Below are 20746 nucleotides of genomic sequence, written 5' to 3'. Positions count from 1 at the left end.
GTCAGCGCCGCCGGCGATCCGGCTTGGAGGGGCCGCGCAACTGGCGCCCCGGTTACGCGGCTCAAGTCTTCAGATTGCGCGCTTCATCAAGCGCTTCGCTTTGCTTTCAAGCTCAAGCCTCGTATCCTGATGAGCCTTGCCGCGCGCCAATGCGGTAATGCCCTGCACGAAATCGAAGATACTTTCCGGCTTGCGATTCTCTTCGCCCAGAACGGTCTCAATGATTTTCGAGGTCTCGGACTTGGAAAACCCGCTTTTGCGGAGGAAGCTCTCTCGGTCCTCGTCAGTGCGGGCAACAATCCGCTCCCGCGCCGCCTTGATCCCGGCGACGAATGGCGCGGGCGAGGAATTGGCAAAGCTAGTCAACGCCGGGGCGGCTTCATGCACGAAACGTTGGGCCGCGGATTTCGAATGCCGGATCGTGATCTCTTCGAAATTCTCCACGCCCCACAGATTGCGGTTCATGCAGACGGCCCGGAGATAGAAGCTGGCGATCCCCAGCGTCTTGCTGCCGACCTCGCTATTCCAGCAATAGAATCCCCGGAAATACACATCCGGTGATCCATCCGGCAGGCGTCCCGCCTCGATCGGATTGGTATCGTCGACCAGAAACAGGAACACGTCGCGATCGCTGGCGTAGAGTGTCGTCGTGTCCTTGGTCACGTCCACAAAGGGATTGTGGGTCATGGTCGCCCAGTCCATCACGCCCGGAACCTTCCACCGGGTGTCACCCGTGCCGTTGCCCGCGATCTTCATGACGGCCGCGACCAGCTCATGATCCCAGATACGGCCATAGTCCGGCCCGGTGACAGCACGAAGCTCGACGCGTCCGCTATTGGTCTCCAAGGTTTTCACGAGCTCGGCGCGATGCGACAGCAAGCCGTGTTGCAGGTTGATGGCCGACAGGGCCGCGGGAAGCAGCCGCAGATAGGAGGTCGGCGCCCCGACCAGCGTACACAACTGGCCAAAGCTCCAATGGGTCGGCGCCACCGGCTCGTCACGTCCCGGCACAGTGAGGGCCAGCCGCTCGGCATTGTCCCGGCTCGCCTCCACCCGAATGGTCCGACTTTCCACCGTCCGAGCTTGCGCGCGTTCGGCCCGTCCTCGCACCGATTCATAAAGGTCCGGCAAATTCAGATACCGTTCGTCATCGGGTCGCGCAAACCACTCAGACGACACGCGGCCAATCCGCTGGCCGCGCGATATATCCACGCGGAAACCGCCGGGCGCAGGCTGTTCGCTTTGGGACAAGGTCATTGTGTTCATGATCGCTCTCCTATGGGCTGAGGTTGAAGCGCAGCGCTGCGCTGCAACCCTGCCCGTCGGCGAGACCTGGGGTAGCAAGGGCAAGGGCGGCAGGACGCGGAGGGGGATTACCCGCCTGGCAAGGGCGCGCCAGCGGCGCGCGTCTGCACGCGCCTGACGACGACGTCGTCATGAAGAACTCTTGCGCGGAAGACCGGGGATACCGCTCCGGCCGGCACACGAAGTGTGCTTCACCCTTGCCCGCGCGAGGGCGGAGCCCTTCGCAATCTCTTCAAAGAAAAAATGCTCTTCCTCCTGCAAAGCGGCGCAAGAAAAGCAAAAAGCCCCGCCTCCGAGGAGGCGGGGCTGATGATCCCTATGGGATCAGTCGCCGTTGCGGCGGGACCAGATCAGGGTGAAGCCCTCGTCGCCGTCGACCTTCACCAGCGAGGCGTAGATCGGAGCCGGAAAGCTCGGATCGTCGAGCTTGACCGAGAGGTATTCACGGTCGCTGTCGCGGGCGGTTTTCTTCCACGCGGCACCGAACTCGGTCACACCGGCAAAGATGCGGTAGTCGGGCGCCTTGTCGTTGTCCTTCTCGGATACGGCGAACCTCGCCTTGATGTTCAGCGTCAGCGTCTTGATCGAGCCAATGTAGCCGTTGTCCGAAGCGGTGAAGGTGCCGATGGTAGCCATGGTGGTCTCCGTTTGTTGCTCGGGCCGCGCCCATCGCAGCCTCGATGGCGATCCTTGGCCCGGGGAGCGATCGGCCCGCAGCCTTCAGGCCCGCAGCGCCAGCGGAGGACGGCGATAGCCTGCTTTTTTGTACCGCGAGGAATGCCGCCCCTTCGCGGCAGGGGAAAAAAGCAGGCGTAGCCGTTGCGGGAAGGCGATCGAGGCTTTTGCCGGCCCTCGGGCCTGATCAACCCCTTCGAGGTTGCGTTGGACGCGCCATGAACGAACTGACGGAGACCACCATGGCGGTCGAAATCGACGCAGCACAAGGACACAGCCGGATCAAACGGGCACCTGCTGACACCAGCGCATCAACGGCTAAAAGGGCGCGTCCGGCAAACGCTAGCGACCCTGATCGCACTCCCGCGTACGTGGGCGAAGGTGCCGATATATGCCATAGCCGCAGAAGCCGGCTTCGTAACAAAACTCCAGTCGATGGCCGTCCTTGGCCAACCGTTTGCGCAGCTTAGATAACGCTGCCGGTGTGTTTGGCACCGCACCGATGAAACCCACGGTCCCGTTGCGTCCGTCCTCCGCCACGGTCACCGAAATGCTGACTTTGTGAACGTCGAGCCCCACGTAAAGAATCTTCTGCATCTGCATTCTCCGATGTCGAGCCGCCGCGCCTTCATACGCGGCGGCGGCTCGACTGCGACGGAGACCGATGGCGCCGCTATGCTGGCGCTAAAGGACATACGGACTTAGATCTCAACCGTGAGAATGCCGGGTAGCCCGGCAGGGCTGACAACAAGAGAAGAGTGAGAGAATCAAAAGAGGCACCCGCAGGAGGGTCAGCATAGCGCCGACGCGTAGCGGCGGGACCCGGGACCGAGTGCAGTCGCGAGACCGGTTAAAAAGGCACCCGACCCGAAGGGCAGTGATAGCGACGCCGGCATGCAATGACGGCGGGCCCGAGGGCGAGTGCCTCCGGCGAGCGACTCAATGCGGATTCACGTCTCCTTGGTATCAATTTTGCTTTTGTGATATCGTCTCACTCGTGCGCGTGTCTATGCACGGCGTGGGCATGTTCACTAGAGCCAATTCTTACAGAGGACGACATGGTCAAGAAAGCGAAGAAGGCAAAGAAGACCGCGAAGGCAGCTACCAAGAAGGTGGCAAAGAAGACTTCAAAGAAAAAGAAGTAGTCGTATCGGCTACTGATCTATTGCCGCCTCCGGGTCGCAACCCGGATGAAAAGCGAGACCTTCCAAAGGATATGAAGCGTCCTTTGCAGCCGTTCGGTATCGCGGCACGCTAAGATAAGACCGGACCTTTGTGCAGGTGGCTGCTGCACAAAGGTCCGGTTTTTCGTTTCTGCCCCGCGAGGGGCCATGGTCTGCTCGTGCGCGACGGATCGAAGCCGCAAGGCGTAGATGCTCCGGGGCTCGGTTCACGAGGGCCCGGTGCGGCGACAGCCGCATGCGCAAAAAACGGATAAGACGTCTGAAGTATCGGAAAACGGTTTCTTCAGTTCGTTCTTGCCCGCCCTGGCACCTGGCCGCGCGGAAAATTCGGCCTTCGATGGACCACGAGATCCCACTCCAGAATCCCAGTCGTGTGTTAGCGATGGGGAACGTCTGCGGGGCTAAACGATTCGTCTCAGCGTGGGAGAACCTTTCAATGCTGATGACCAAGCAGAGACGGCCGGCGATCCGCACCCTGCGCGGTTGGGCGATCAACGTGCTGAACGAAGCCGGCGCCATCCGCGAGTGCGAGGAGCACGGTTGGATGCAGGACCGCGCCGATCCGCATGCCCGAGAGCGGGCCTTCGATATCGCCCGCCGAGACCTGCCGGAAGACGTATCCCGTCAAGCAGCGGAGGCCGCGGTTCGCGACGTGCTGGACTCGATTGGTGATACCTGCCCAGAATGCCTCCCTGACGAGGAGGACCGGCGCTAGCTCCCGACGCCGACCCTTCTCCGACTCAGCGGCCCAGCCGTTTCTCTACACGCTTGCGCGAATTGCCGACCTTCTTGACTGCTTTTTTCACCGCGGTGCCGACTTTCCACTCTTCTTTGCCTCGTACTGCACTTCGTAGTCCTGCCCGCCAGCCACCCGCGCCCGGTCCTGTTTTCGTCCGCGCGCCGTCTTGCTCCTCCTCGCTACCGCCATCGGTGCCTCCTGTTGCGACATCGAAGCAAACGCGACAAGGATTCGCACGTTCCGGAACGATTCGAACTGTGCCAATTTGAATTGGCTGCAGCGTGGAGTTCTTCAGTGGCGTTTCAGCGTAAAAGGCCGGCGGCTATCGGTACCAAGGCGCTTTTCCCCGGCTTCATCGAACCGGCCCTGGCTACCTCGAGCGATAAGGTGCCGTCCGTGCATTACGCAACACGCTCCGAAGGATTGGCCCTTGAATGAGCCGGACGTCGACCCTGCCGAAACGCCTACAGCCAATGCTCGCTACGCTCACCGACGCGCCGTTCGATGACCGCGGCTGGGTTTTCGAGGATAAGTACGATGGCTTCCGGATGATCGCGGAAATCCGGCGGGGCAAGGTTGCACTCTACAGCCGCAACGGCAAGATCATCAGCCGCAGCTATGTCGAGGTCGCCAAAGCGCTGGAGGGCGTGAAGGGCGACGCCGTGATCGATGGCGAGCTCGTCGCGATCGGAAAGGACGGCGTTTCGCATTTCCAGCTGCTTCAGAACGCGCTGCGTCATGAAGCCAAGCTCCTATATTGCGCCTTCGATCTCATGTTTCAGGACACGGTTGACTTGCGCAAACAGCCTCTTCTCGAGCGCAAGGAGCGGCTCAAAGCGATCCTGCCGCGTCACCGGCTGATCGCCTTCAGCCGTCACCGCAAAGCGAGCGGCACGAAATTTTTCGCCGAGGCCGAGCGGAAGGGTCTGGAAGGCGTCATGGCGAAGCGCGCCGACAGCGCGTATGCCTCCGGAAGCCGGACGGCGGATTGGCTGAAGATCAAGACAGCAAAGCGGCAGGAAGTGGTGATCGCTGGCTTCACGGCGCCTAAGCGCACCAGGCCGTTCTTCGGCGCCCTGGTCCTCGCCGTGCGGGAAGACGACACATGGCGCTATATCGGACATGTCGGCACTGGCTTCAGCCACAAGGTCCTGGAAGGGCTCCACGCCAAGCTCGTGAAGCTGACGACCCCGAAATCACCCTTCCCTGCCAAAGTGAAGGACGAGGCTGCCACGACCTGGGTCAAGCCCTCGTGGGTTGCCGAGGTCAAATTCGCGGAGTGGACGAGTAAGGGCGAACTGCGTCAGCCCGTCTATCTTGGGCTCAGGTCCGACAAGCGGGCGAAGGAGGTCGTACGCGAGCGAGAACGTCCGCGCAAATAGCACTTCCCTCGGGGGCGTAACCCGGCAACGGAAGGATTGACGCACTCGCCTCCTCCGGCCCTCCGCGGTGGCACTCAGTCGCCTTCAAGGTCGTGGATTTCCGGTCGCATGCCGTCAGGCGTGAGTTCGAGCGTCGCAAGCGTGATCGGCAGCTTGAAACGACGCGGTCCCGCGCTGCCGGGATTCAGGTAGAGAATGCCACCGACCGTGTCGATCTTCGGCACGTGGGAATGCCCGGAGACGATGACGTCGATGCCGGCGCCGGGATCGACCTTCAGCGTCTTCAGGTCGTGCAGAACGTAGATCGACTTACCCGCCAGACGTAAGAGTTTCGTGTCGGGGTAGTCGCGAGCCCACTCGCCACTGTCTACGTTTCCACGAATGGCCGTGACGGGCGCGATCCGGCGAAGCGCGTCGACGATCTCGGGGCGCCCGATGTCGCCGGCATGGATAATGTGATCGACGCCCGTCAGGCCTCGTTCCGCTTCGGGTCTCAATAGGCCGTGTGTGTCCGAAATGATTCCAATCCGGAAGCTCATTTCCCGACGCTCTCAACCGCGATTGCCAAAAGGCGATCGAGAAATTCCACCTGAGCGGACAGCATCTTGGTCCGCGCGAGTTCGATATCAAACCATTCCGCGCGGTCGACTTCGGGAAAACTCTGCCGTCGACCGCTTCGGGGCGGCCATTCGATATCGAAGGTATTGCTGGTCAGCGCTGCCGGATCAAAGTGGCCCTCGCCGGCGAACGCGATGACACGCTTCCCTCCTCGCTGTCGGACTTCCCCCAGCGGCTGGAGCGGACCAATCGAAGCGCTCGGGCCGAGTTCTTCGGCAAATTCGCGTCGAGCGACGTGCTCCGGAGCATCATTGGCATCGATTTCGCCCTTAGGAATGGACCAGGCGCCATCATCCTTCTTACGCCAGAACGGGCCGCCGGGATGAATGAGCAGAACCTCGAGCCCATGAGCGCCCTTGCGGTATGCGAGAATGCCTGCGCTCAAGGTCGATCTCCTGGAAGTCTTTTTCACCGCAGCCATATCGCTCCTACTTTGCAGAGCAATCGAGCGCCGGCGAGCCGTCGTCCCGCCATACCGGACCGCGTTCGCCGAGCGCCTGCTTAGCCTCGTCCACGTCCCATGCACCGTTACTTCGGCCTCGCGGTCGGCCGCCTTCCTGGCGCGCATCGCCCCATCGGGTCGCCAATAGACGGCCGACGAGATGATCTCGCGTGACCTCGTCGAGATAGGATTTGCCATTCTCCCGAGCCTGCCTCGGACATCGAAGTAGGGCCGTCCGGCGTCACCGGATGCTTCACGACACCTAAGCCGACTTCCGCTGCGGCTTGGCCGCCGGCTTCTTCGCCGCGGCCTCTTTCGCCGGCTTCTTGCCTGCGATCGGCATCAGCATTTCCTTCTGCCCGGCCGCCGCCTTGCGCGGCTTTTTTCCTGATTTCTTGGGTGCCTTTGTCGCGGACGCGCCCTCTCTTCCGATGCTTTTGCGCAGCGCGTCCATCAGGTCCACCACGTTCTCGCCGCGGGGACGCACTTTCGCGGTGATGGGCTTGCCGGCGCGCTTTTGATTGATGAGATCGATGAGGGCGGTTTCGTACTGGTCTTCGAACTTGTCCGGCTCGAAATGGCCCGCCTTCTGATTGACGATGTGCTTGGCGAGATCGAGCATGTCCTTGGTGACTTTGACGTCCTGGATCTCGTCGAAATACTCTTCGGCGGAGCGGACTTCGTAAGGGTAGCGCAACAGCGTACCCATCAGACCCTTGTCGAGCGGTTCGAGCGCGATGATGTGCTCGCGATTGGTCAGCACCACACGGCCGATCGCGACCTTGTTCATCTCGCGGATGGTTTCCCGAATGACGGCGAAGGCATCGTGCCCAACTTTGCCGTCAGGACGCAGGTAATAGGGGCGAATGAGATATCGCGGATCGATCTCGCTTCGGTCGACAAACTCGTCGATCTCGATGGTTCGCGTCGATTCCAGCGCGACGTTCTCAAGCTCCTCCTTGGTCACTTCGATGAAGGTATCGGTATCAACCTTGTAGCCCTTGACGATGTCCTCGTTGTCGACCTCCTCGCCGGTGTCGGCGTCGACCTTGGCGTACTTGATCCGATGGCCGGTCTTTCGATTCAGCTGGTTGAATGAGACCTTTTCGGAGTCCGAGGTGGCCGGATAAAGCGCGACCGGACAGGTGACGAGGGAAAGACGCAGGAAGCCTTTCCAGTTAGCGCGGGGGGCCATGGGAACTCCGATACTGATGCCGGATTCAAGACGAACGACCCGGCTTGGTTCCGACATCGCGACCCGTCCCAAAGGAGGATTTTTCTCAGCTGCTGCTAGGTCGGACTCGACATTTGTTCTTGCTATGTTCTAATTCGGACATGACCGACCGACCCGCGAGCTGGCGCATGCCGAACCCGAAGCAAATGGAAAAACTGACCGCTGAAGCCGACCGTAGACGAGCGCCGTCCGCTGCGGGTCCAGATGCTCCGCTCCCGGCCGAATATTGGGAATCGGTCCTCAAAGACCCTCGCGCCGGCCCGGCCGTGGCCCAGGCTCGACAGCGACGCCTCTCGGAAATTAAGGCCCACGTGCTGCGCGTCTCCTGCCGCCGCTGCGAGCGGACCGTGGAGATCCAGACCGCCGATGCCGTCCGCTTGTATGGCGCCAACGCCGTCTGGAAGGACGTGGCGCAACGGTTGCTCGACAACACCTGCCAGCAGCGCACCGGCAGACATGAAGAAGACGGGTGCTGGCCAGCGTTCGAGACGCCGTAGTTTGCTCAGGATTTGCCGATCCGATCTCTTTGCGCCTGGATGTCCGGATGGCCCCGAAGTATCACCCTACGCCCCTGTCGGGCGGCGAGCGCAAGGCTCTGGCGAAAGAGCTCGGCAAGGCACGCGCGATGGCGAATATCCTGGCTGGCCAATCGGCGGAGATGCGGGCCAAGGGCGAAGCAATGATCCAGCAAGCGGACAGGCTGCTTTGCGAGAGCTGGAACGAGCGGATGTGGAGTGACGGCGAACCGATCGATCCATCGCCGACCATCGATCAGGCCGTGAATGGAGGCTTCCCCTGGCTGGAGATCAGGTGCGCGCGCTGCAAGACGCCGAGCGACGTGGACCTCGCGACGATGAAGTTCCCGCCGACCACCTTCGTGCACGATCTCGTCGATCGTATCTCACGTGGCCCTCCTATCCGCATAAAGCTCGACAGGACGAGAGTTGGCTCTGTGTGACGAGCAACGTCAATGCGAGCATCCGAGGGCGCTCGCGTACGACAGCGCACGTCAGCGGCGGTTCGAATACTTCCGGACACTAAGGGCGACGAGAAAATTTTTCGCGAATGCGCCAGCCACAGTGAGGCATCGCACCGAGGTTAAGCTGCTCCGCAACGCTCTGGAAGATTGCCTCCGATCCAGTTCCCTCTTGGCGCTCCTCTTCGTCGTTCGCCAACGTGCTGGCGTAGAAGCTTTCGGCCATGCGCTTGATCTGGCCATCGGTCAGTGAGGGAATGACAGGACGCTTCTTGAGCAGCTCCTCGGCAGCGGCAAATGTTCGGTCGAAATCAGCCAAGACGTGCGTGGCAGCTACGTTTGCGTCCTTGAGCTTCTTGGTGCCGAGCGATTTCTTGAGGAAGACTTGGCGGTCGCGGCCGGAATTGAGCACACGCGCAACCGCCTCCTGCAGGCGTTCCGGCACCTTGCGCTGAGCGTGGTAAGTCCCGTGTCTGTCCTTGATCAGTCCCATCAGCGCGCGCGTCAAAGCTACTACTCTCTGCTACCACCCGACAGCAGACAAAGCCATGATTTGCAGGATGTTTTTGATCTATCAGCGCTTCTAGAGCCGCTGGCGCTCCCTAGGGGAATCGAACCCCTGTTTCAGCCTTGAGAGGGTAAAGTCGATCCGCCTGATGATCATCGTGAGGAGAGTCCTGCGATGGAGACCTTACGGATCTCTGGCCCGGCTCGTCTGCATGAGCAGGGGTGCCTAGCAGCACGCACTTCGGCGGTGAAGGCCTTCTGAACTCTATCCCTTTTTCTTCGCCGCGGCATCCAATTGCACGACGAGCTCATAGCGGCCATTCCGCTTAGGCACCGCCCAAGCATGATGCTCTGGATGATCTCCGACGCCGACATTTTGTGGTGTGGCGCCAGCGCAGGTGTGTGCACCTCGTTGAGTTGCGCGATCACCTAGAGGTTCGATCGTGCGTGAAGCGCCTCGCAAATTGTCCTTGCAGACGAATCCAGACAAGGCGATCTTACGCCTTGCGCGCGTACTTGCTCGTCTGGCCGCGAGGGAAGATCATGAAAGAGAGCTCGCCGATCGAAGAGAAAAGGAAGAGAGCGACGATCTATGCTCGATTCTCAACCGATCTTCAGAACGAGCGCTCGATTGAAGATCAGCTTTCACTTTGTCAAGCCTATGCAGAGCGCGAAGGTTTAACGGTTATCAGCAGCCATGAAGATCGGGCTCGTTCAGGTGGCTCGGTCATGGGACGCGAAGGCCTTCTGCGGATGTTAGACCAAGCGCGGGAGAGATCCTTTGACGTGGTGATCGTCGAAGCGCTCGATCGCCTCTCTCGCGATATGGAAGATCTAGCAGGTATCCATAAGCGACTATCTTTTCTCGGCATCGAGATCCGGGCAGTCCACGAAGGCGTCGTGAATACCGTGCTGGTCGGTCTTCGCGGCCTCGTTGGACAACTCTATCGCGAGGACAACGCGCACAAGGTGCGGCGTGGCCAAGCAGGCCGGGTCAAGCAGGGTTTGGCGGGAGGTGGCCTAACATACGGATACGCTGCGGTCGCTGGAAAGAGTGGCGAACGGGTCATCGTCGAGGCCGAGGCACAAGTGATCCGGCGCATCTTCCAGGAATACGTGGACGGTCGGACGCCTCGCGAAATCGCGCACGATCTCAACAAAGAGAGGGTATCACCTCCGCGAGGGCGGGCATGGAATGCCTCAACTATCAATGGCAATCTCGAAAGAGGTGCCGGCATTCTGCAGAACGAGCTTTATGTAGGGCGCCTCGTCTGGAACAAAGTCAGGATGGTGAAAGATCCCGACTCGGGAAAGCGCCTGTCACGACCAAATCCTAAGAGTGACTGGCAGGTGGCTGAAGTGCCGCATCTTGCAATTGTCAATCCAGAGCTATTTAGAGCAGCTCAGCAGCGCAAAGAGGAACGCGGTCACACCCACCCCAGCCATCAACGCCGGCCTCGTCGGATGCTGTCTGGCCTGCTCCGTTGCGGCTCGTGCGGCTCGGGCATGGCAACCAATGGGCGGGACAAATCAGGGCGCGTTCGCATTCGCTGCTCGGCGGCGACGGAGAGCGGCACGTGTCCGGACGCCAAGACTTTTTATTTAGACACTGTCGAGAGCGCAGTCCTCAACGGACTAAAGGCCGAATTGCGCGCACCGAAGGTTATCTCAGAATACGTACGCACGTATCTTGAGGAGCGGAAGCGCCTCGCGGCCACCTCACATGCAAAACGGCAGCGCCTTGAGCAGCAGCTTGGGCAAATAAACCGGGAAATCGAACGACTGGTGGATGCGATCGCGAAAGGACATGGCGATCCATCCGTTTTCGGACCGCGATCGACTGCCTTAGATGCCGAACGAAAGCGGATATCTGAGGAGTTGCAGAGTGAACCACCCGCCCTGAAGGAAGTCGCACTGCATCCGGCCATCCTCAAACGATATGAGGAGCAACTCGGTCGGCTTGAAGAAGCACTTGGTAAAGGTGTCAGTGCGGGCGACGGAGAGGCCGCAGAAGCGATCAGAGACTTGGTTGAGTCGGTCACCGTGTTCCGCGATCCAGGCCGCCCAGGTGGTGTAGCCGTGGAGATAGCAGGCCGGCTAAACGCCCTGCTCGGGGAAAAGGCCTATCCAAACCAAGTCAAAGGAGTGTGGGGAAAGATGGTAGCGGGGGAGGGACTCGAACCCCCGACCCCAGGATTATGATTCCCGTGCTCTAACCAGCTGAGCTACCCCGCCATGGGCTCGCCATCGGCGGCTGGTGAGCCGCGGGTGCGAACGCGCGGCATATAAAGAGTGGCATGCGCGCCTGTCAAGCAAACCCGGACGGGGCAGCAACTTATTGCAGGCAGAGGCTATTTCGGCCTCACCGATGGGTCGCCGCCGGGGCTGCCGGGCGGTGGAATCACCGGCGTGTTGCCGCCTTGCGGGGTCGGCGCACGCATTTCGGGATCGACCCCGGCCGGCGGGCACAACACCCCGTCGGATTTGGCGAGCTTGTCGCCCAGCGGCTGGCTGCTCTGCCCGGTGGTGGTTCCCTCGGGAGCCGGCGCGCCGGGATGCGACGGCTGCTGCTGCGGCGCGCAATTCGCGGCGGCGCGCTGCGGCGCCGGCGGCGCGGTCTGTGCCGGCGGCGTGGCTGATGTCGGCGGCGCCTGCGCCGCGGCAACAGCAGGTGCCAGCATCAGCACACAGGATAAAGCGAGTGTTCGACTGATCCTCATGACGAGAAAACCGTGACGACGCGTCGATGTTCCCTCGCAAAATCGCCGCAACCTCACGATTTGCGGAAGCGGATCAGCGAGAAATGCCCCATCGGCGGCATCGGCCGGCGCTCCGCAAGGCTGACCCCGCCATGCTTCGCCGCCCAATTGGTCAGCCGCTCCCACGGAAACTCCGGACGCCAGCCGAGCCGCCGTGCCAGCGGCGCGAAGGCAAGCTCGAAGACGCGGCGGGGGCCGCTCTCGGCGCCGATGTGATTGACCAGGATCAGCTCGCCGCCGGGCTTCAGCACGCGGATGAAATCGTCGAGCGTCGCCTCGGGATCCGGCACCGCGGTGATGACATATTGCGCGACCACCGCGTCGAAGAACGCATCCGGAAATGCGAGATTCTTGGCGTCCATCACCGCCAGCGCCTCGACATTGGTCAGGCCCTGCGTGCGCACGCGCTTGAGCGCCCGCCGCAGCATCGGCTCGGAAATATCGACGCCGCATAGTTTTGTGGTGCGCTTGTATTCCGACAGCGAGAGCCCGGTGCCGACGCCGACGTCGAGCACGCGGCCGCCGATCCGGTCGGCTTCCGCGATCGTCGACTGACGGCCCTGATCGAACACCTTGCCGAACACCAGATCGTAGATCGGTGCCCAGCGGCCATACGCCTTTTCGACCCCTTCGCGGTCGATGTCCCCAGCCATTCCCCTGCCCCGACGTTTCTTCTGTCTATCCGCGAACCGCTTCCGCAAGCGGCGCCAACACGTCCTGCGTCGCGGTCCCCATTGCGCGGCTGGCGCTTGCACTTCTGATGAAGCCGCCGCCGAGCACACGCGCCTGCCCGGAGGCGGCGTCGTAGAACACGCAGGCCTGGCCGGGCGACACGCCCTCCTCGCCGGCGACGAGCTCGACCTCATAGCCGCTATCGACGGCGCGCAACCACGCCGGCTGCGGCGCGCGCGTCGAACGCACGCGGACATAGATCTCGATGCCCTCGCCGATCACCCGATCCAGCGCGCCGTCGCCGATCCAGTTCACGTCGCGCAGCGCGATGCGATCCATCCGCAGTGCCTCGCGCGGCCCGACCACGACACGGCGCGTCGCCGCATCGAGCTTGACCACATAGAGCGGGCTGCCGGAGGCAATGCCGAGCCCCTTGCGCTGGCCGACGGTGAAATGAACGATGCCCTGGTGCTGGCCGATCACATGACCGTCGAGATCGACGATGTCGCCCGGCGCGATCGCATTCGGCTTCAGCCGTCCGATGATGTCGGTGTAGCGGCCGGTCGGCACGAAGCAGATGTCCTGGCTGTCCTGCTTGTCGGCGACCTCGAGATCGAAGTGCCGCGCCAGCTCGCGGGTCTGCGGCTTGGTCATATCGCCGAGCGGGAAGCGCAGGAAGTCGAGCTGCTCGCGCGTGGTCGCGAACAGGAAATAGCTCTGGTCGCGATCGGCATCCGCGGCACAGACCAGCGAGCGCGATCCGTCGGCAAGCCGCCGCGAGGCGACATAGTGGCCGGTAGCGAGCGCCTGCGCGCCGAGCTCGCGCGCGGTCGCGAGCAGATCGCGAAACTTGACCGAACGGTTGCACTCGATACACGGCACCGGCGTCTCGCCGAGCGCGTAGCTGTCGGCGAAATTGTCGATCACCGATTGCTTGAAGCGGCTTTCGTAGTCGAGCACGTAATGCGGGATGCCGATCCGCTCGGCGACATTGCGCGCGTCGTGGATGTCGCGGCCGGCGCAGCAGGCGCCCTTGCGATGGGTCGCGGCGCCGTGGTCGTACAGCTGCAGCGTGATCCCGACCACGTCGTAACCCTGCGACTTCAACAGCGCAGCCGTCACTGACGAGTCGACGCCGCCGGACATGGCAACGACGATCCGTGTGTCTTCAGGGCGGCCTTCGAGATCCAGACTGTTGAGCATCTTTAAGCGGTCATTGGTCACTGTCGCGGCGAGCTTAGACGCTCCGCGACGATATTGGAAAAAGCCTTTTGTCCAGAGAGCCTTAGAACACATCCAAGGCCGGTTCGGTCGGTTCAGACGCGTTGGAGGCCACCTTTAATATAGGCCGTATTCCGGTGAGGCAATCCGCGGAAGCCGTGCGGCGCCGCGCCTGGACGGCAAATCTTGCCGCCGGGCAAAAAGGAGACCTGCCGGGAACCCGTTCCAGCCGGCCAAGGCACTCCATAACCTTCTGAAATAACTCAATATTTATTACCATCGCCGGTTGGCCCACTCCTTGCTGACAAAATGCCGGAAGTCTCATTTGCGAGGGTTGGCAGTGGTCAGCGTCACGTCGGAAGCATTGGCAGGCCGGTCTTTTCAGGGCGCGACGCAGCGGTCGTCGCGGCCTGATCCCGCTTCGCAGGCGGGGAACGACGGCTTTGCCGCGCTGGTCGACAGCAACACTGCGTCCGCAAACGACAGCAGCCGCTACGACTCCCAGCCGGCGCCCTCGCGGCGGTCCGACGATCCGCCCTCGACGACCGACGCACGCCCCCGCGACACCAGCACGGGCCCCGACCGGACGTCGCGGGATTCCGCCAGTTCTCGGGACGACAACAAGGTCGACAGCGACAGCGACGCGCCGTCCAAGACCAAGTCGAAATCGAAATCGAAATCGGACGACTCGACATCGAGCTCCGATGCGAAATCGACCAGTGACCAGCCGGACGCGACGCAGGCTACTGCGCAGCAGGATCCCGGTGCGGCAACCGTGAATGCCGTGATTGCTCCTGTTGCCGCGACACCGGCGACCGCCCCGACACCGGCGGCCACCGCGCCGTCCGACCAGCCGGCCGCACCACTCGCGATCGCGGCGGCGGCCATCGCGGCAAGCTCGGCCATCGCCGGCACCGGTGCGGCGGCCGGCAGCGGCGCGCCTGCCGGCGCCGACACCGCAGCGGCGGCGGCCACCACAGCGAACGCCGACAAGGTCGCGAAGGCAGCCGGCGTCAAAACCGACGCGCAGATCATCACCACCGCCGATGCGACGACGGTTCCGGGCGCCGCGACGGCGACCGGCGATGCGGCACTCGCCGCCACGCTTGCCGCCGGAACGCCCGCCGCGAAGACGACGACGCAGGCCAAGGCGCAGGTCGCCACGACGGACGCGGCCGCGACGGCGCCTGCCGATCAGGACGGCGCAGCCCAGGGCAACGCCAACACCGCGCAGGCCGCTCCGACCAACATCGTCCCCGCGGTCGCGCAATCGGCCGCCGCCGCCGGCAAGGCGAAGGCCGCCGCGGACGGTGCAGCCGATGCCATCAAGTCCGATGCGAAGGGCGACGGCAACGCCGCGCCGACGGTCGGCGGCCAGGCGGCTGTGCAATCCCCGCTCGCGACGCCCGATTCCAGCGCTCAGGCGCCCAATACGTTCCAGACCCAATTGGCGACCACCCAGACGACGCCGTCTGCGACCGCACAATTGACCGTGACCAACGCCGCGCAGAGCGCCGCCGTGCCGCTCAGCGGGCTTGCGATGCAGATCGCCGCCTCCGCCAAGAGCGGCAAGAGTCGCTTCGAGATCCGGCTCGACCCCGCCGAGCTCGGCCGCATCGATGTCCGCATCGATGTCGATCGCAACGGCCAGGTCACCTCGCATCTCACCGTCGAACGCCCTGAAACGCTGTCGATGCTGCGCCAGGACGCCAACCAGCTGCAGCGCGCGCTCGACAATGCCGGCCTCTCGACCGGCAATGGCGGATTGCAGTTCAGCCTGCGCGACCAGTCGCAGTCGGGCCAGAACAACAATGGCCAGTCCAATCCGAACGCCCATCGTTTGATCGTCACCGAGGAGGACAGCGTTCCCGCCGCAGCGGCGGGCCGCTCCTACGGCCGTGCAACCGGCGCCCTCGGCGGCGTCGATATCAGAGTGTAAGGAGTTCACCATGGCAGTCGATGCAACCATGCCGACGCCCCGTCGTCTCAGCACCGGGCACCAGCAACGGAACGAACTCTGGAAGCAGCAGCGGCAGCGGCCTGACGACCTCCTCGCAGGGCATCGCCGACAATTTCCAGACCTTCCTGACGCTGCTGACCACGCAATTGCAGAACCAGAACCCGCTCGACCCGCTCGACACCAACCAGTTCACCCAGCAGCTGGTGCAGTTCGCGGGCGTCGAGCAGCAACTGAAATCCAACGATCAGCTGAAGTCGCTGATCGAGATCGAGAAGAGCGCGCAGTCGACCCAGGCGCTGGTCTATGTCGGCAACACGGTCGCGGTCGACGGCAGCAAGACCCAGTTCGACAAATCCGCGACCTGGAATCTGGTGTCCCCGCAAGCCACCAGCGCCACCATCACGATCACCAGCTCGACCGGCCAGACCGCCTATTCCGGCAATTTCAGCCTGAAGCAGGGCAACGCCAGCTTCGTCTGGGACGGCAAGGGCAATGACGGCACGCAATGGCCGGCCGGCACCTACACGCTGGCCGCCACCGGCAAGGATTCCAAGGGCAACCCGATCGCCATCTCGACCGAGGTGCAGGGCGTTGTCGACTCCGTCGACCTGACCGCCTCCCCGCCGCTGCTCTCGATCGGCGGGCAGACCTATACCACCGACAAGATCAAGCGCGTGGTGCGCGGGGCGACTGGCTCGAGCTGAGCACATTGCCACGATCCGTAGCTGCGCTGTGAGCGGGCGACCGCGCACACCACACTTTATCGTCGTCCTGGCGAAAGCCAGGACCCATAACCACTGCATTTGGTAATGAACGGGATCGTGGCCCCAGCGTCGCGCAACAATTGAGAGTTGGGGTAATGGGTCCGGCTTTCGCAGGGACGACACTGAGTGTGTGGCGCGGTTTTTGTGGTCACACGATCGCATTCTCGCGACATGATTTGCCCGAGCTTTGCTGTTCGTTCCGCCTTCACTGTTGTAGGGCGCGCAGGGAAAAGCCGGGTGCCGATCGCGACGGTTCCATGCTATAGCCACGTCACTTGGCTGCTTGCTGTGGGGCTCGACAATGCCGATCAATCGCTTGCTGAAGACGGGCGAATACACGCCGGAGCAAATCGAGCTCTTCAACAGGGCGTTCAGCCTGGCGCTGCATTCGATGGGTCTGGTCGATCGCAACGATCCGCTTTGCGAGATCGTGGCCCGCAAGGTCATCGAGATCGGCAAGACCGGCGCCCTCGACGCGAAGGGCGTCGCGGAAGCGGCTGTGGCCAGCATCGGTCTCTGACGACCGACGCGGTCGATGGCCGCTGACGGAACGGCGCTTGAGCGCGGGCCGCCGCCGTTGCAGGCGGCCCGCCATCAGAGCGGCCTCACTCGACTTCCTGCACGACCGTACGGGTGTCGGGATCGACCAGCATCACGCGCTGGCCGGTATAGACATAGCGATATCTGGTGAGCGACGGGCCCCAATCGGCAGGCACCGCTTCAAGCTCGACCTCGCGCGGCACAGGCGAGCCGACGACGATCCTCTCCCGCGTCTCGACGGGACGGATCTTGTGTTCGGTCACATAGCTGTGGATTCGCGTGCGATATTGCGGCTCGATCTGCACTGTGGCGGCATGTCCGGCACCGGTCGTGCCGACAATCGTGCTCTGGGCGAAAGCGCCCGTCGACGCCAATACGGCGGCAACAGAAATCAGAACCAGCTTCTTCATAACGTCCTCCTCACCGCTCCATGCGGCGTTTCGAGAACCGCGACAGAATGGCAATGTTCCTAACGGAAGATCCCGATCAATCGCGTTGCCGGCGCGCTCCTCGCGCCAAGGCGTTCATCCGGGAATGGACGTCTTGTTCGGCTGGTCCAGTGTTGGCGCGTCCGGACTTTCGCTCTCCGCATTCAGCTCGACCTCGGCCGCGTGCCGGAATTCCTCGTCCCTGCCGTCGGGCTTTCCGGCCTTCTCCCAGAGCTGCCGCGCGTAGTCCCGGATCTGCTGTTCGGTGGCCATGTCATTCCTCGAGAATTCCGAGCTCCTTGCGAACCGTCACGGCCGAGTCACCGACCTTCTCGACGGCTTTGCGCAGCTGTTCGCGCGACACGCCGAGGGCATGTGTCCAGCATCTCACCTGAAGCAGATCGTGCATGTTGATCTTCGATCGATCGAACTGCTCTTTCCTGGTCAGGCGCTTCGTCACTGAACTTCTCGCGTCAACCGCTCGGCCTGAGCCTCGGCCGTTGCTGGCGATCCAATCTTCCGGACAGTCATTTGTTCCTTTCTGGATGGCTGGGTCCTCACCCCTCGGAGGAACATTCTCCACGAGCGATACTTCAGTCGTGAGAGGCAGCGGGCGGCAGCACGAACAAAGGTAAGCCATGACAGGCATTGCAGACAGGATCGGCGGACGGGTCAAGCAGCTCATCGCCGAGATCATCAACGATGGCAGGCTTGCCGAGGAAGGCGCGCAGCAGATCAAGAAGGCCGAGAACGCGCCGCCCGCGAAGCCGTTCGGCAATTTGGACAAGCTGACCTAGATGCCCAGATACTTCTTCCATCTCGCGGGCGACATCCCCGCACACGACGTTGTCGGTCACGACTGTGCCGACGACAAGGACGCCCAGGATCACGGCAGCTTCATCGCTCACCGGATCGGGACTGAAAAGCCGGAGATGGTTCGCGACGGCAATTTCATTTCGGTTCGCGATGCGGGCGATAGCGAGCTCTTCCGCATCCCGCTGGCTTCGACGAGCGTCTGACGGGGAGTGATCGTTCTCATCTCGGCTCGGCTCGCTTCCCGCAGACCGACGCTGCCGGCCGATGTCCGGCATTCCTTGGCCGGCCCGCCGCATGGTGCTCTCAAGGACGCGACCAGGACAGGCCACGCCCCGCCGTTCAATAGGAACAAACGACGACGAGCGCGGTTCGGACCTACATCAGGGTTGAAAACACCAATTGCACACATGAAACGCCGTAATCGCTTCAAGCAAACCACAACGCTCGCATACCGCCTCATTCAGCTGGAGGAAGCGGCCCGCGCGAGGGCTTCGCATCTGCCTCCCGGCACCGAGCGGGAACGACTTCTCAAGAAGGCCCGCGAGGCCGAGCGCGCCGTCCAGATCGACCAATGGCTCGCCACTCCGGGAGCAGAGCCGCCACCATAGCGCTTCGATTCACATAAGTTGTGTCGATTCACATAAGCTAATGCGCGCACAGCCGCGAGAGGCGTTCGAGGCTCGGGCCCGCCCCAACGTCGGGTTTTGCCCCAACGAGACTTGCAGCCGGCCTCAACCCACCTCGCCCTTCGCTCCGGAGCGCCCCCAGGCAGCATCTCGCGCACATGCCGATCAGGGGCGGCGGCTCAGTGAGAGCCCTTTCGTGCGAGCCGCACACCGCGTGGCGAATCGCCGAAGCGGGCTCGGAACAGACGGTTGAAATGCGAAACATCCGAGAAACCGACCTCGAGCGCGATATCGGAAATTCGCCGACGGCCGGCATCTGGCTCGGTGAGCAATTTGAGCGCCCGCTGGAGGCGCAATTCATTCAAGCGCTCGGTGAACGACGGGCCTGATGACGCCATCAGGCGCTGCAGATAGCGCGGCGAGATGCCCTGGCCACGCGCAACCGTTTGAACGTTGAGCCCAGGCTCCTCAAAGTGTGCGGCGATGTAGTCGAGCATAGCACGATGCCGCGCAGCGACGACGGCGCTCGCGCTGCTCTCGCCCAACGCAGCACACTCGCCGATCGCGAGCGCGATGAGATCGTGGATATGGGTCACGACTGTATCGCGAAGCTTCGGCGCGCTCAGCGCTTTCGTCTTAAGCACCGATTTCAGATATGAGATGAACAGTCGGAATGCTTCTGTCCGGTGGCAAATCGGCCGCATGACCAGACCTTCGACGTCGGTCACGCGCTGCGCAAGCGCCTCGCGCGGCACGGCCAGGCCGAATTGCAACCCGTCGATATAGGTGACGCTGGCGGGCTCGGAATGCAGAATTGCAATTGCGTCGCCGGCGCGAAAATCGGCGTCCCGGCCGCGCTGCGATAGCTGACATCTGCCCGGAGAGCAGAAGATGACCCCGATGGAGTCATCGCCATCGGCAAGGTTCGCCTGCAAACGCTTGAACCGCATCGACGTGCCCTTCAGCGCCAGCATGCGCAAACCCTGAACCGCTCGCAGCGACGCATCGGCCTGGAATGAAACGTTCGATAGAGGCTCGATATCGGCGTGCACGATGCATCGGCCAAAGTGCTCGCGCCAGAGCGGGATACGAATGCGTTCCGGAAGCTCGCACGTCGAAAATCGATACGATGCGAAATTGGCTGCGTCCATCGGCATGGGGACCTCCAGCCTTCACAAAACGTCGGAATGAAATGTTGCGGCACTCCACAATCGGTATCTGCATTTTGCGATTCACGCACCGGTCTTCGCCCGATCCGTGCGCATGAGTCCAAGAAGCCACGTTACCGGTCTGCTAGTCTTGTTCGCCTGTGATTGATGCTGATGTGAACTAATTCACTTGGTGGTCAAAATATTACGTATATAATGACATCATGAAAATCGCGGCAAATTTCCCTTTTAAGAAGAAGCAGTCGCGATCGCTCTATTTGTAATTGCTGCCATCGGATCCGTTTCAAACATTCCTGGCAGAGTATAGCGCAAATCAGTGTCATGCCCCTGTACGCGGTCTCCTGGCTAAGTCGCCACGCGCAGGTCATTCAGTAGGACGACTGATATCGATTTTGGTTGCGTCGGACTGCCTGCGGCACTGTCGGTTATCGCCGCCGGTTGAAATGGTCGAAATCTGTCACGTGGGAAAGTCAACCTGGTGATCAAGAAGGCGTTCGATCATGTCCATCATATTCGACATGCTTTATCGTGAATACTGTCGTGCCCGCCTCGCCGAAATGCGAAAGCAGCATTTGTTGCCGGCCATCGGCGACGTCGCGCAGGCGGCGCCGTCGGAGGATAGCGATCCACCCGGTCCCCGTGAGTGCGGCTGGCCGGCGGAAGCGCCGCCAACCCTCGGGTAGTAGCTGGAGCGCACAATCATACAGGTTGGCCGGAGGCTAGTCCGGC

At 62.3% G+C, this 20746-nt stretch carries 22 protein-coding genes, 2 tRNA genes and 3 pseudogenes; 9 read left to right on the top strand and 18 right to left on the bottom strand.

Annotated elements, in window-relative coordinates; genetic code table 11:
• Positions 1-69: 69 nt before the first annotated feature.
• The 3 genes from ACVWZM_RS26970 to ACVWZM_RS26960 all read right to left on the bottom strand — a co-directional run bounded on the left by ACVWZM_RS26970 (position 70) and on the right by ACVWZM_RS26960 (position 2577).
• Positions 70-1266: a DUF932 domain-containing protein gene (locus ACVWZM_RS26970; RefSeq protein WP_141340642.1), complete on the bottom strand. Its 1197-nt coding sequence runs from the start codon at positions 1264-1266 to the stop codon at positions 70-72.
• A gap of 363 nt (positions 1267-1629) precedes the next feature.
• On the bottom strand, positions 1630-1941 hold the full coding sequence (locus tag ACVWZM_RS26965) for a DUF736 domain-containing protein (protein ID WP_253625461.1): 312 nt from the start codon (positions 1939-1941) through the stop codon (positions 1630-1632).
• A gap of 381 nt (positions 1942-2322) precedes the next feature.
• Positions 2323-2577, bottom strand: coding sequence for a hypothetical protein (locus ACVWZM_RS26960; RefSeq protein ID WP_253589112.1), 255 nt, complete (start codon positions 2575-2577; stop codon positions 2323-2325).
• Between the two features lie 412 nt (positions 2578-2989).
• On the opposite strand from ACVWZM_RS26960, the gene ACVWZM_RS26955 reads away from it, so the two are divergent.
• Both ACVWZM_RS26955 and ACVWZM_RS26950 read left to right on the top strand, forming a co-directional pair.
• Positions 2990-3238, top strand: coding sequence for a hypothetical protein (locus tag ACVWZM_RS26955; protein ID WP_253589111.1), 249 nt, complete (start codon positions 2990-2992; stop codon positions 3236-3238).
• Positions 3239-3600: 362 nt separating this feature from the next.
• Positions 3601-3879, top strand: coding sequence for a hypothetical protein (locus ACVWZM_RS26950; protein WP_141340648.1), 279 nt, complete (start codon positions 3601-3603; stop codon positions 3877-3879).
• Between the two features lie 25 nt (positions 3880-3904).
• Here the strand turns inward: ACVWZM_RS26950 and ACVWZM_RS26945 are convergent.
• Positions 3905-4092 (bottom strand): annotated as a pseudogene (locus ACVWZM_RS26945) (DUF3606 domain-containing protein).
• A 245-nt stretch (positions 4093-4337) separates the two neighbouring features.
• Between ACVWZM_RS26945 and ligD the strand changes: the two are divergent.
• Complete coding sequence (gene ligD, locus ACVWZM_RS26940) at positions 4338-5285, top strand: non-homologous end-joining DNA ligase (protein ID WP_253589109.1); 948 nt, start codon at positions 4338-4340, stop codon at positions 5283-5285.
• Between the two features lie 74 nt (positions 5286-5359).
• Here the strand turns inward: ligD and ACVWZM_RS26935 are convergent, their stop codons facing one another.
• From ACVWZM_RS26935 to ku, 3 genes are all read right to left on the bottom strand, one after another.
• Positions 5360-5824 (bottom strand): metallophosphoesterase family protein, encoded by a 465-nt coding sequence (locus ACVWZM_RS26935; protein ID WP_253589108.1) that lies wholly within the window; start codon positions 5822-5824, stop codon positions 5360-5362.
• Complete coding sequence (locus ACVWZM_RS26930) at positions 5821-6324, bottom strand: NUDIX domain-containing protein (protein ID WP_253625459.1); 504 nt, start codon at positions 6322-6324, stop codon at positions 5821-5823. Before ACVWZM_RS26930 ends, ACVWZM_RS26935 begins: the two co-directional genes overlap by 4 nt.
• A gap of 283 nt (positions 6325-6607) precedes the next feature.
• Positions 6608-7540 carry a non-homologous end joining protein Ku gene (gene ku, locus ACVWZM_RS26925; protein WP_456855319.1) on the bottom strand — a complete coding sequence of 311 codons (933 nt, stop codon included), beginning with the start codon at positions 7538-7540 and terminating at the stop codon, positions 6608-6610.
• A 140-nt stretch (positions 7541-7680) separates the two neighbouring features.
• Here ku and ACVWZM_RS26920 point away from each other — a divergent pair, with 140 nt between their 5' ends.
• Together ACVWZM_RS26920 and ACVWZM_RS26915 are read left to right on the top strand one after the other, a co-directional pair.
• A complete protein-coding gene (locus tag ACVWZM_RS26920) occupies positions 7681-8076 on the top strand; it encodes a hypothetical protein (protein ID WP_200844448.1) in 396 nt (131 codons plus the stop codon).
• Between the two features lie 47 nt (positions 8077-8123).
• Complete coding sequence (locus ACVWZM_RS26915) at positions 8124-8537, top strand: hypothetical protein (RefSeq protein WP_253625457.1); 414 nt, start codon at positions 8124-8126, stop codon at positions 8535-8537.
• A gap of 79 nt (positions 8538-8616) precedes the next feature.
• Here the strand turns inward: ACVWZM_RS26915 and ACVWZM_RS26910 are convergent, their stop codons facing one another.
• Both ACVWZM_RS26910 and ACVWZM_RS26905 read right to left on the bottom strand, forming a co-directional pair.
• Positions 8617-9048, bottom strand: a complete 432-nt coding sequence (locus tag ACVWZM_RS26910; RefSeq protein WP_076830034.1) for a DUF6538 domain-containing protein — start codon at positions 9046-9048, stop codon at positions 8617-8619.
• Positions 9049-9148: 100 nt separating this feature from the next.
• Positions 9149-9218 (bottom strand) — tRNA-Glu (locus tag ACVWZM_RS26905).
• 387 nt (positions 9219-9605) lie between these two features.
• Between ACVWZM_RS26905 and ACVWZM_RS26900 the strand changes: the two are divergent.
• Positions 9606-10688: pseudogene (locus tag ACVWZM_RS26900) on the top strand (recombinase family protein); the annotation flags it as partial.
• Positions 10689-11220: 532 nt separating this feature from the next.
• Here ACVWZM_RS26900 and ACVWZM_RS26895 read toward each other — a convergent pair.
• From ACVWZM_RS26895 to mnmA, 4 genes are all read right to left on the bottom strand, one after another.
• A tRNA-Met gene (locus ACVWZM_RS26895) sits at positions 11221-11297 on the bottom strand.
• A gap of 116 nt (positions 11298-11413) precedes the next feature.
• Entirely contained in the window at positions 11414-11782 is a 369-nt protein-coding gene (locus ACVWZM_RS26890; RefSeq protein WP_076830031.1) for a hypothetical protein, read from the bottom strand.
• Positions 11783-11835: 53 nt separating this feature from the next.
• Positions 11836-12474 (bottom strand): class I SAM-dependent methyltransferase, encoded by a 639-nt coding sequence (locus ACVWZM_RS26885; protein ID WP_141343435.1) that lies wholly within the window; start codon positions 12472-12474, stop codon positions 11836-11838.
• A gap of 25 nt (positions 12475-12499) precedes the next feature.
• Complete coding sequence (gene mnmA / locus ACVWZM_RS26880; RefSeq protein ID WP_057017334.1) at positions 12500-13696, bottom strand: tRNA 2-thiouridine(34) synthase MnmA; 1197 nt, start codon at positions 13694-13696, stop codon at positions 12500-12502.
• A gap of 358 nt (positions 13697-14054) precedes the next feature.
• Here mnmA and ACVWZM_RS26875 point away from each other — a divergent pair, with 358 nt between their 5' ends.
• The 3 genes and pseudogenes from ACVWZM_RS26875 to ACVWZM_RS26865 all read left to right on the top strand — a co-directional run bounded on the left by ACVWZM_RS26875 (position 14055) and on the right by ACVWZM_RS26865 (position 16958).
• Entirely contained in the window at positions 14055-15653 is a 1599-nt protein-coding gene (locus ACVWZM_RS26875) for a flagellar hook-length control protein FliK (RefSeq protein WP_456855318.1), read from the top strand.
• Between the two features lie 10 nt (positions 15654-15663).
• Positions 15664-16378 (top strand): annotated as a pseudogene (locus ACVWZM_RS26870) (flagellar hook assembly protein FlgD).
• A gap of 361 nt (positions 16379-16739) precedes the next feature.
• The gene (locus ACVWZM_RS26865) at positions 16740-16958 is read left to right on the top strand and encodes a hypothetical protein (protein ID WP_018273549.1); all 219 of its coding nucleotides are present in this window, start codon (positions 16740-16742) and stop codon (positions 16956-16958) included.
• An 85-nt stretch (positions 16959-17043) separates the two neighbouring features.
• On the opposite strand, the gene ACVWZM_RS26860 is transcribed toward ACVWZM_RS26865, so the two are convergent.
• From ACVWZM_RS26860 to ACVWZM_RS26840, 5 genes are all read right to left on the bottom strand, one after another.
• Complete coding sequence (locus ACVWZM_RS26860; RefSeq protein WP_028333446.1) at positions 17044-17388, bottom strand: DUF1236 domain-containing protein; 345 nt, start codon at positions 17386-17388, stop codon at positions 17044-17046.
• A 114-nt stretch (positions 17389-17502) separates the two neighbouring features.
• Entirely contained in the window at positions 17503-17679 is a 177-nt protein-coding gene (locus ACVWZM_RS26855; RefSeq protein ID WP_076830016.1) for a DUF2934 domain-containing protein, read from the bottom strand.
• Position 17680: 1 nt separating this feature from the next.
• On the bottom strand, positions 17681-17866 hold the full coding sequence (locus ACVWZM_RS26850) for a DUF3606 domain-containing protein (protein WP_057017333.1): 186 nt from the start codon (positions 17864-17866) through the stop codon (positions 17681-17683).
• A 133-nt stretch (positions 17867-17999) separates the two neighbouring features.
• The gene (locus ACVWZM_RS26845) at positions 18000-18518 is read right to left on the bottom strand and encodes a hypothetical protein (RefSeq protein ID WP_156436214.1); all 519 of its coding nucleotides are present in this window, start codon (positions 18516-18518) and stop codon (positions 18000-18002) included.
• Positions 18519-19027: 509 nt separating this feature from the next.
• Positions 19028-20005 (bottom strand): helix-turn-helix transcriptional regulator, encoded by a 978-nt coding sequence (locus tag ACVWZM_RS26840; protein WP_057017331.1) that lies wholly within the window; start codon positions 20003-20005, stop codon positions 19028-19030.
• Positions 20006-20746: the final 741 nt, after the last annotated feature.

This window comes from Bradyrhizobium sp. USDA 4501 (genome assembly GCF_054062115.1).
Note: the sequence above shows the minus strand (reverse complement) of the source record. Positions and strands in the feature narration are given on the sequence as shown.

Coding starts and splice junctions, on each gene's coding strand:
- ACVWZM_RS26955 (WP_253589111.1), top strand. CDS start 2,990: ATGCACGGCGTGGGCATGTTCACTAGAGCCAATTCTTACAGAGGACGA.
- ACVWZM_RS26845 (WP_156436214.1), bottom strand. CDS start 18,518: ATGCGGCGGGCCGGCCAAGGAATGCCGGACATCGGCCGGCAGCGTCGG.
- ACVWZM_RS26950 (WP_141340648.1), top strand. CDS start 3,601: ATGCTGATGACCAAGCAGAGACGGCCGGCGATCCGCACCCTGCGCGGT.
- ACVWZM_RS26970 (WP_141340642.1), bottom strand. CDS start 1,266: ATGAACACAATGACCTTGTCCCAAAGCGAACAGCCTGCGCCCGGCGGT.
- ACVWZM_RS26910 (WP_076830034.1), bottom strand. CDS start 9,048: ATGGGACTGATCAAGGACAGACACGGGACTTACCACGCTCAGCGCAAG.
- mnmA (WP_057017334.1), bottom strand. CDS start 13,696: ATGCTCAACAGTCTGGATCTCGAAGGCCGCCCTGAAGACACACGGATC.
- ACVWZM_RS26930 (WP_253625459.1), bottom strand. CDS start 6,324: ATGGCTGCGGTGAAAAAGACTTCCAGGAGATCGACCTTGAGCGCAGGC.
- ACVWZM_RS26855 (WP_076830016.1), bottom strand. CDS start 17,679: ATGGCCACCGAACAGCAGATCCGGGACTACGCGCGGCAGCTCTGGGAG.
- ACVWZM_RS26915 (WP_253625457.1), top strand. CDS start 8,124: ATGGCCCCGAAGTATCACCCTACGCCCCTGTCGGGCGGCGAGCGCAAG.
- ACVWZM_RS26840 (WP_057017331.1), bottom strand. CDS start 20,005: ATGCCGATGGACGCAGCCAATTTCGCATCGTATCGATTTTCGACGTGC.
- ACVWZM_RS26920 (WP_200844448.1), top strand. CDS start 7,681: ATGACCGACCGACCCGCGAGCTGGCGCATGCCGAACCCGAAGCAAATG.
- ku (WP_456855319.1), bottom strand. CDS start 7,540: ATGGCCCCCCGCGCTAACTGGAAAGGCTTCCTGCGTCTTTCCCTCGTC.
- ACVWZM_RS26890 (WP_076830031.1), bottom strand. CDS start 11,782: ATGAGGATCAGTCGAACACTCGCTTTATCCTGTGTGCTGATGCTGGCA.
- ACVWZM_RS26965 (WP_253625461.1), bottom strand. CDS start 1,941: ATGGCTACCATCGGCACCTTCACCGCTTCGGACAACGGCTACATTGGC.
- ACVWZM_RS26865 (WP_018273549.1), top strand. CDS start 16,740: ATGCCGATCAATCGCTTGCTGAAGACGGGCGAATACACGCCGGAGCAA.
- ACVWZM_RS26960 (WP_253589112.1), bottom strand. CDS start 2,577: ATGCAGAAGATTCTTTACGTGGGGCTCGACGTTCACAAAGTCAGCATT.
- ACVWZM_RS26885 (WP_141343435.1), bottom strand. CDS start 12,474: ATGGCTGGGGACATCGACCGCGAAGGGGTCGAAAAGGCGTATGGCCGC.
- ACVWZM_RS26935 (WP_253589108.1), bottom strand. CDS start 5,824: ATGAGCTTCCGGATTGGAATCATTTCGGACACACACGGCCTATTGAGA.
- ligD (WP_253589109.1), top strand. CDS start 4,338: ATGAGCCGGACGTCGACCCTGCCGAAACGCCTACAGCCAATGCTCGCT.
- ACVWZM_RS26860 (WP_028333446.1), bottom strand. CDS start 17,388: ATGAAGAAGCTGGTTCTGATTTCTGTTGCCGCCGTATTGGCGTCGACG.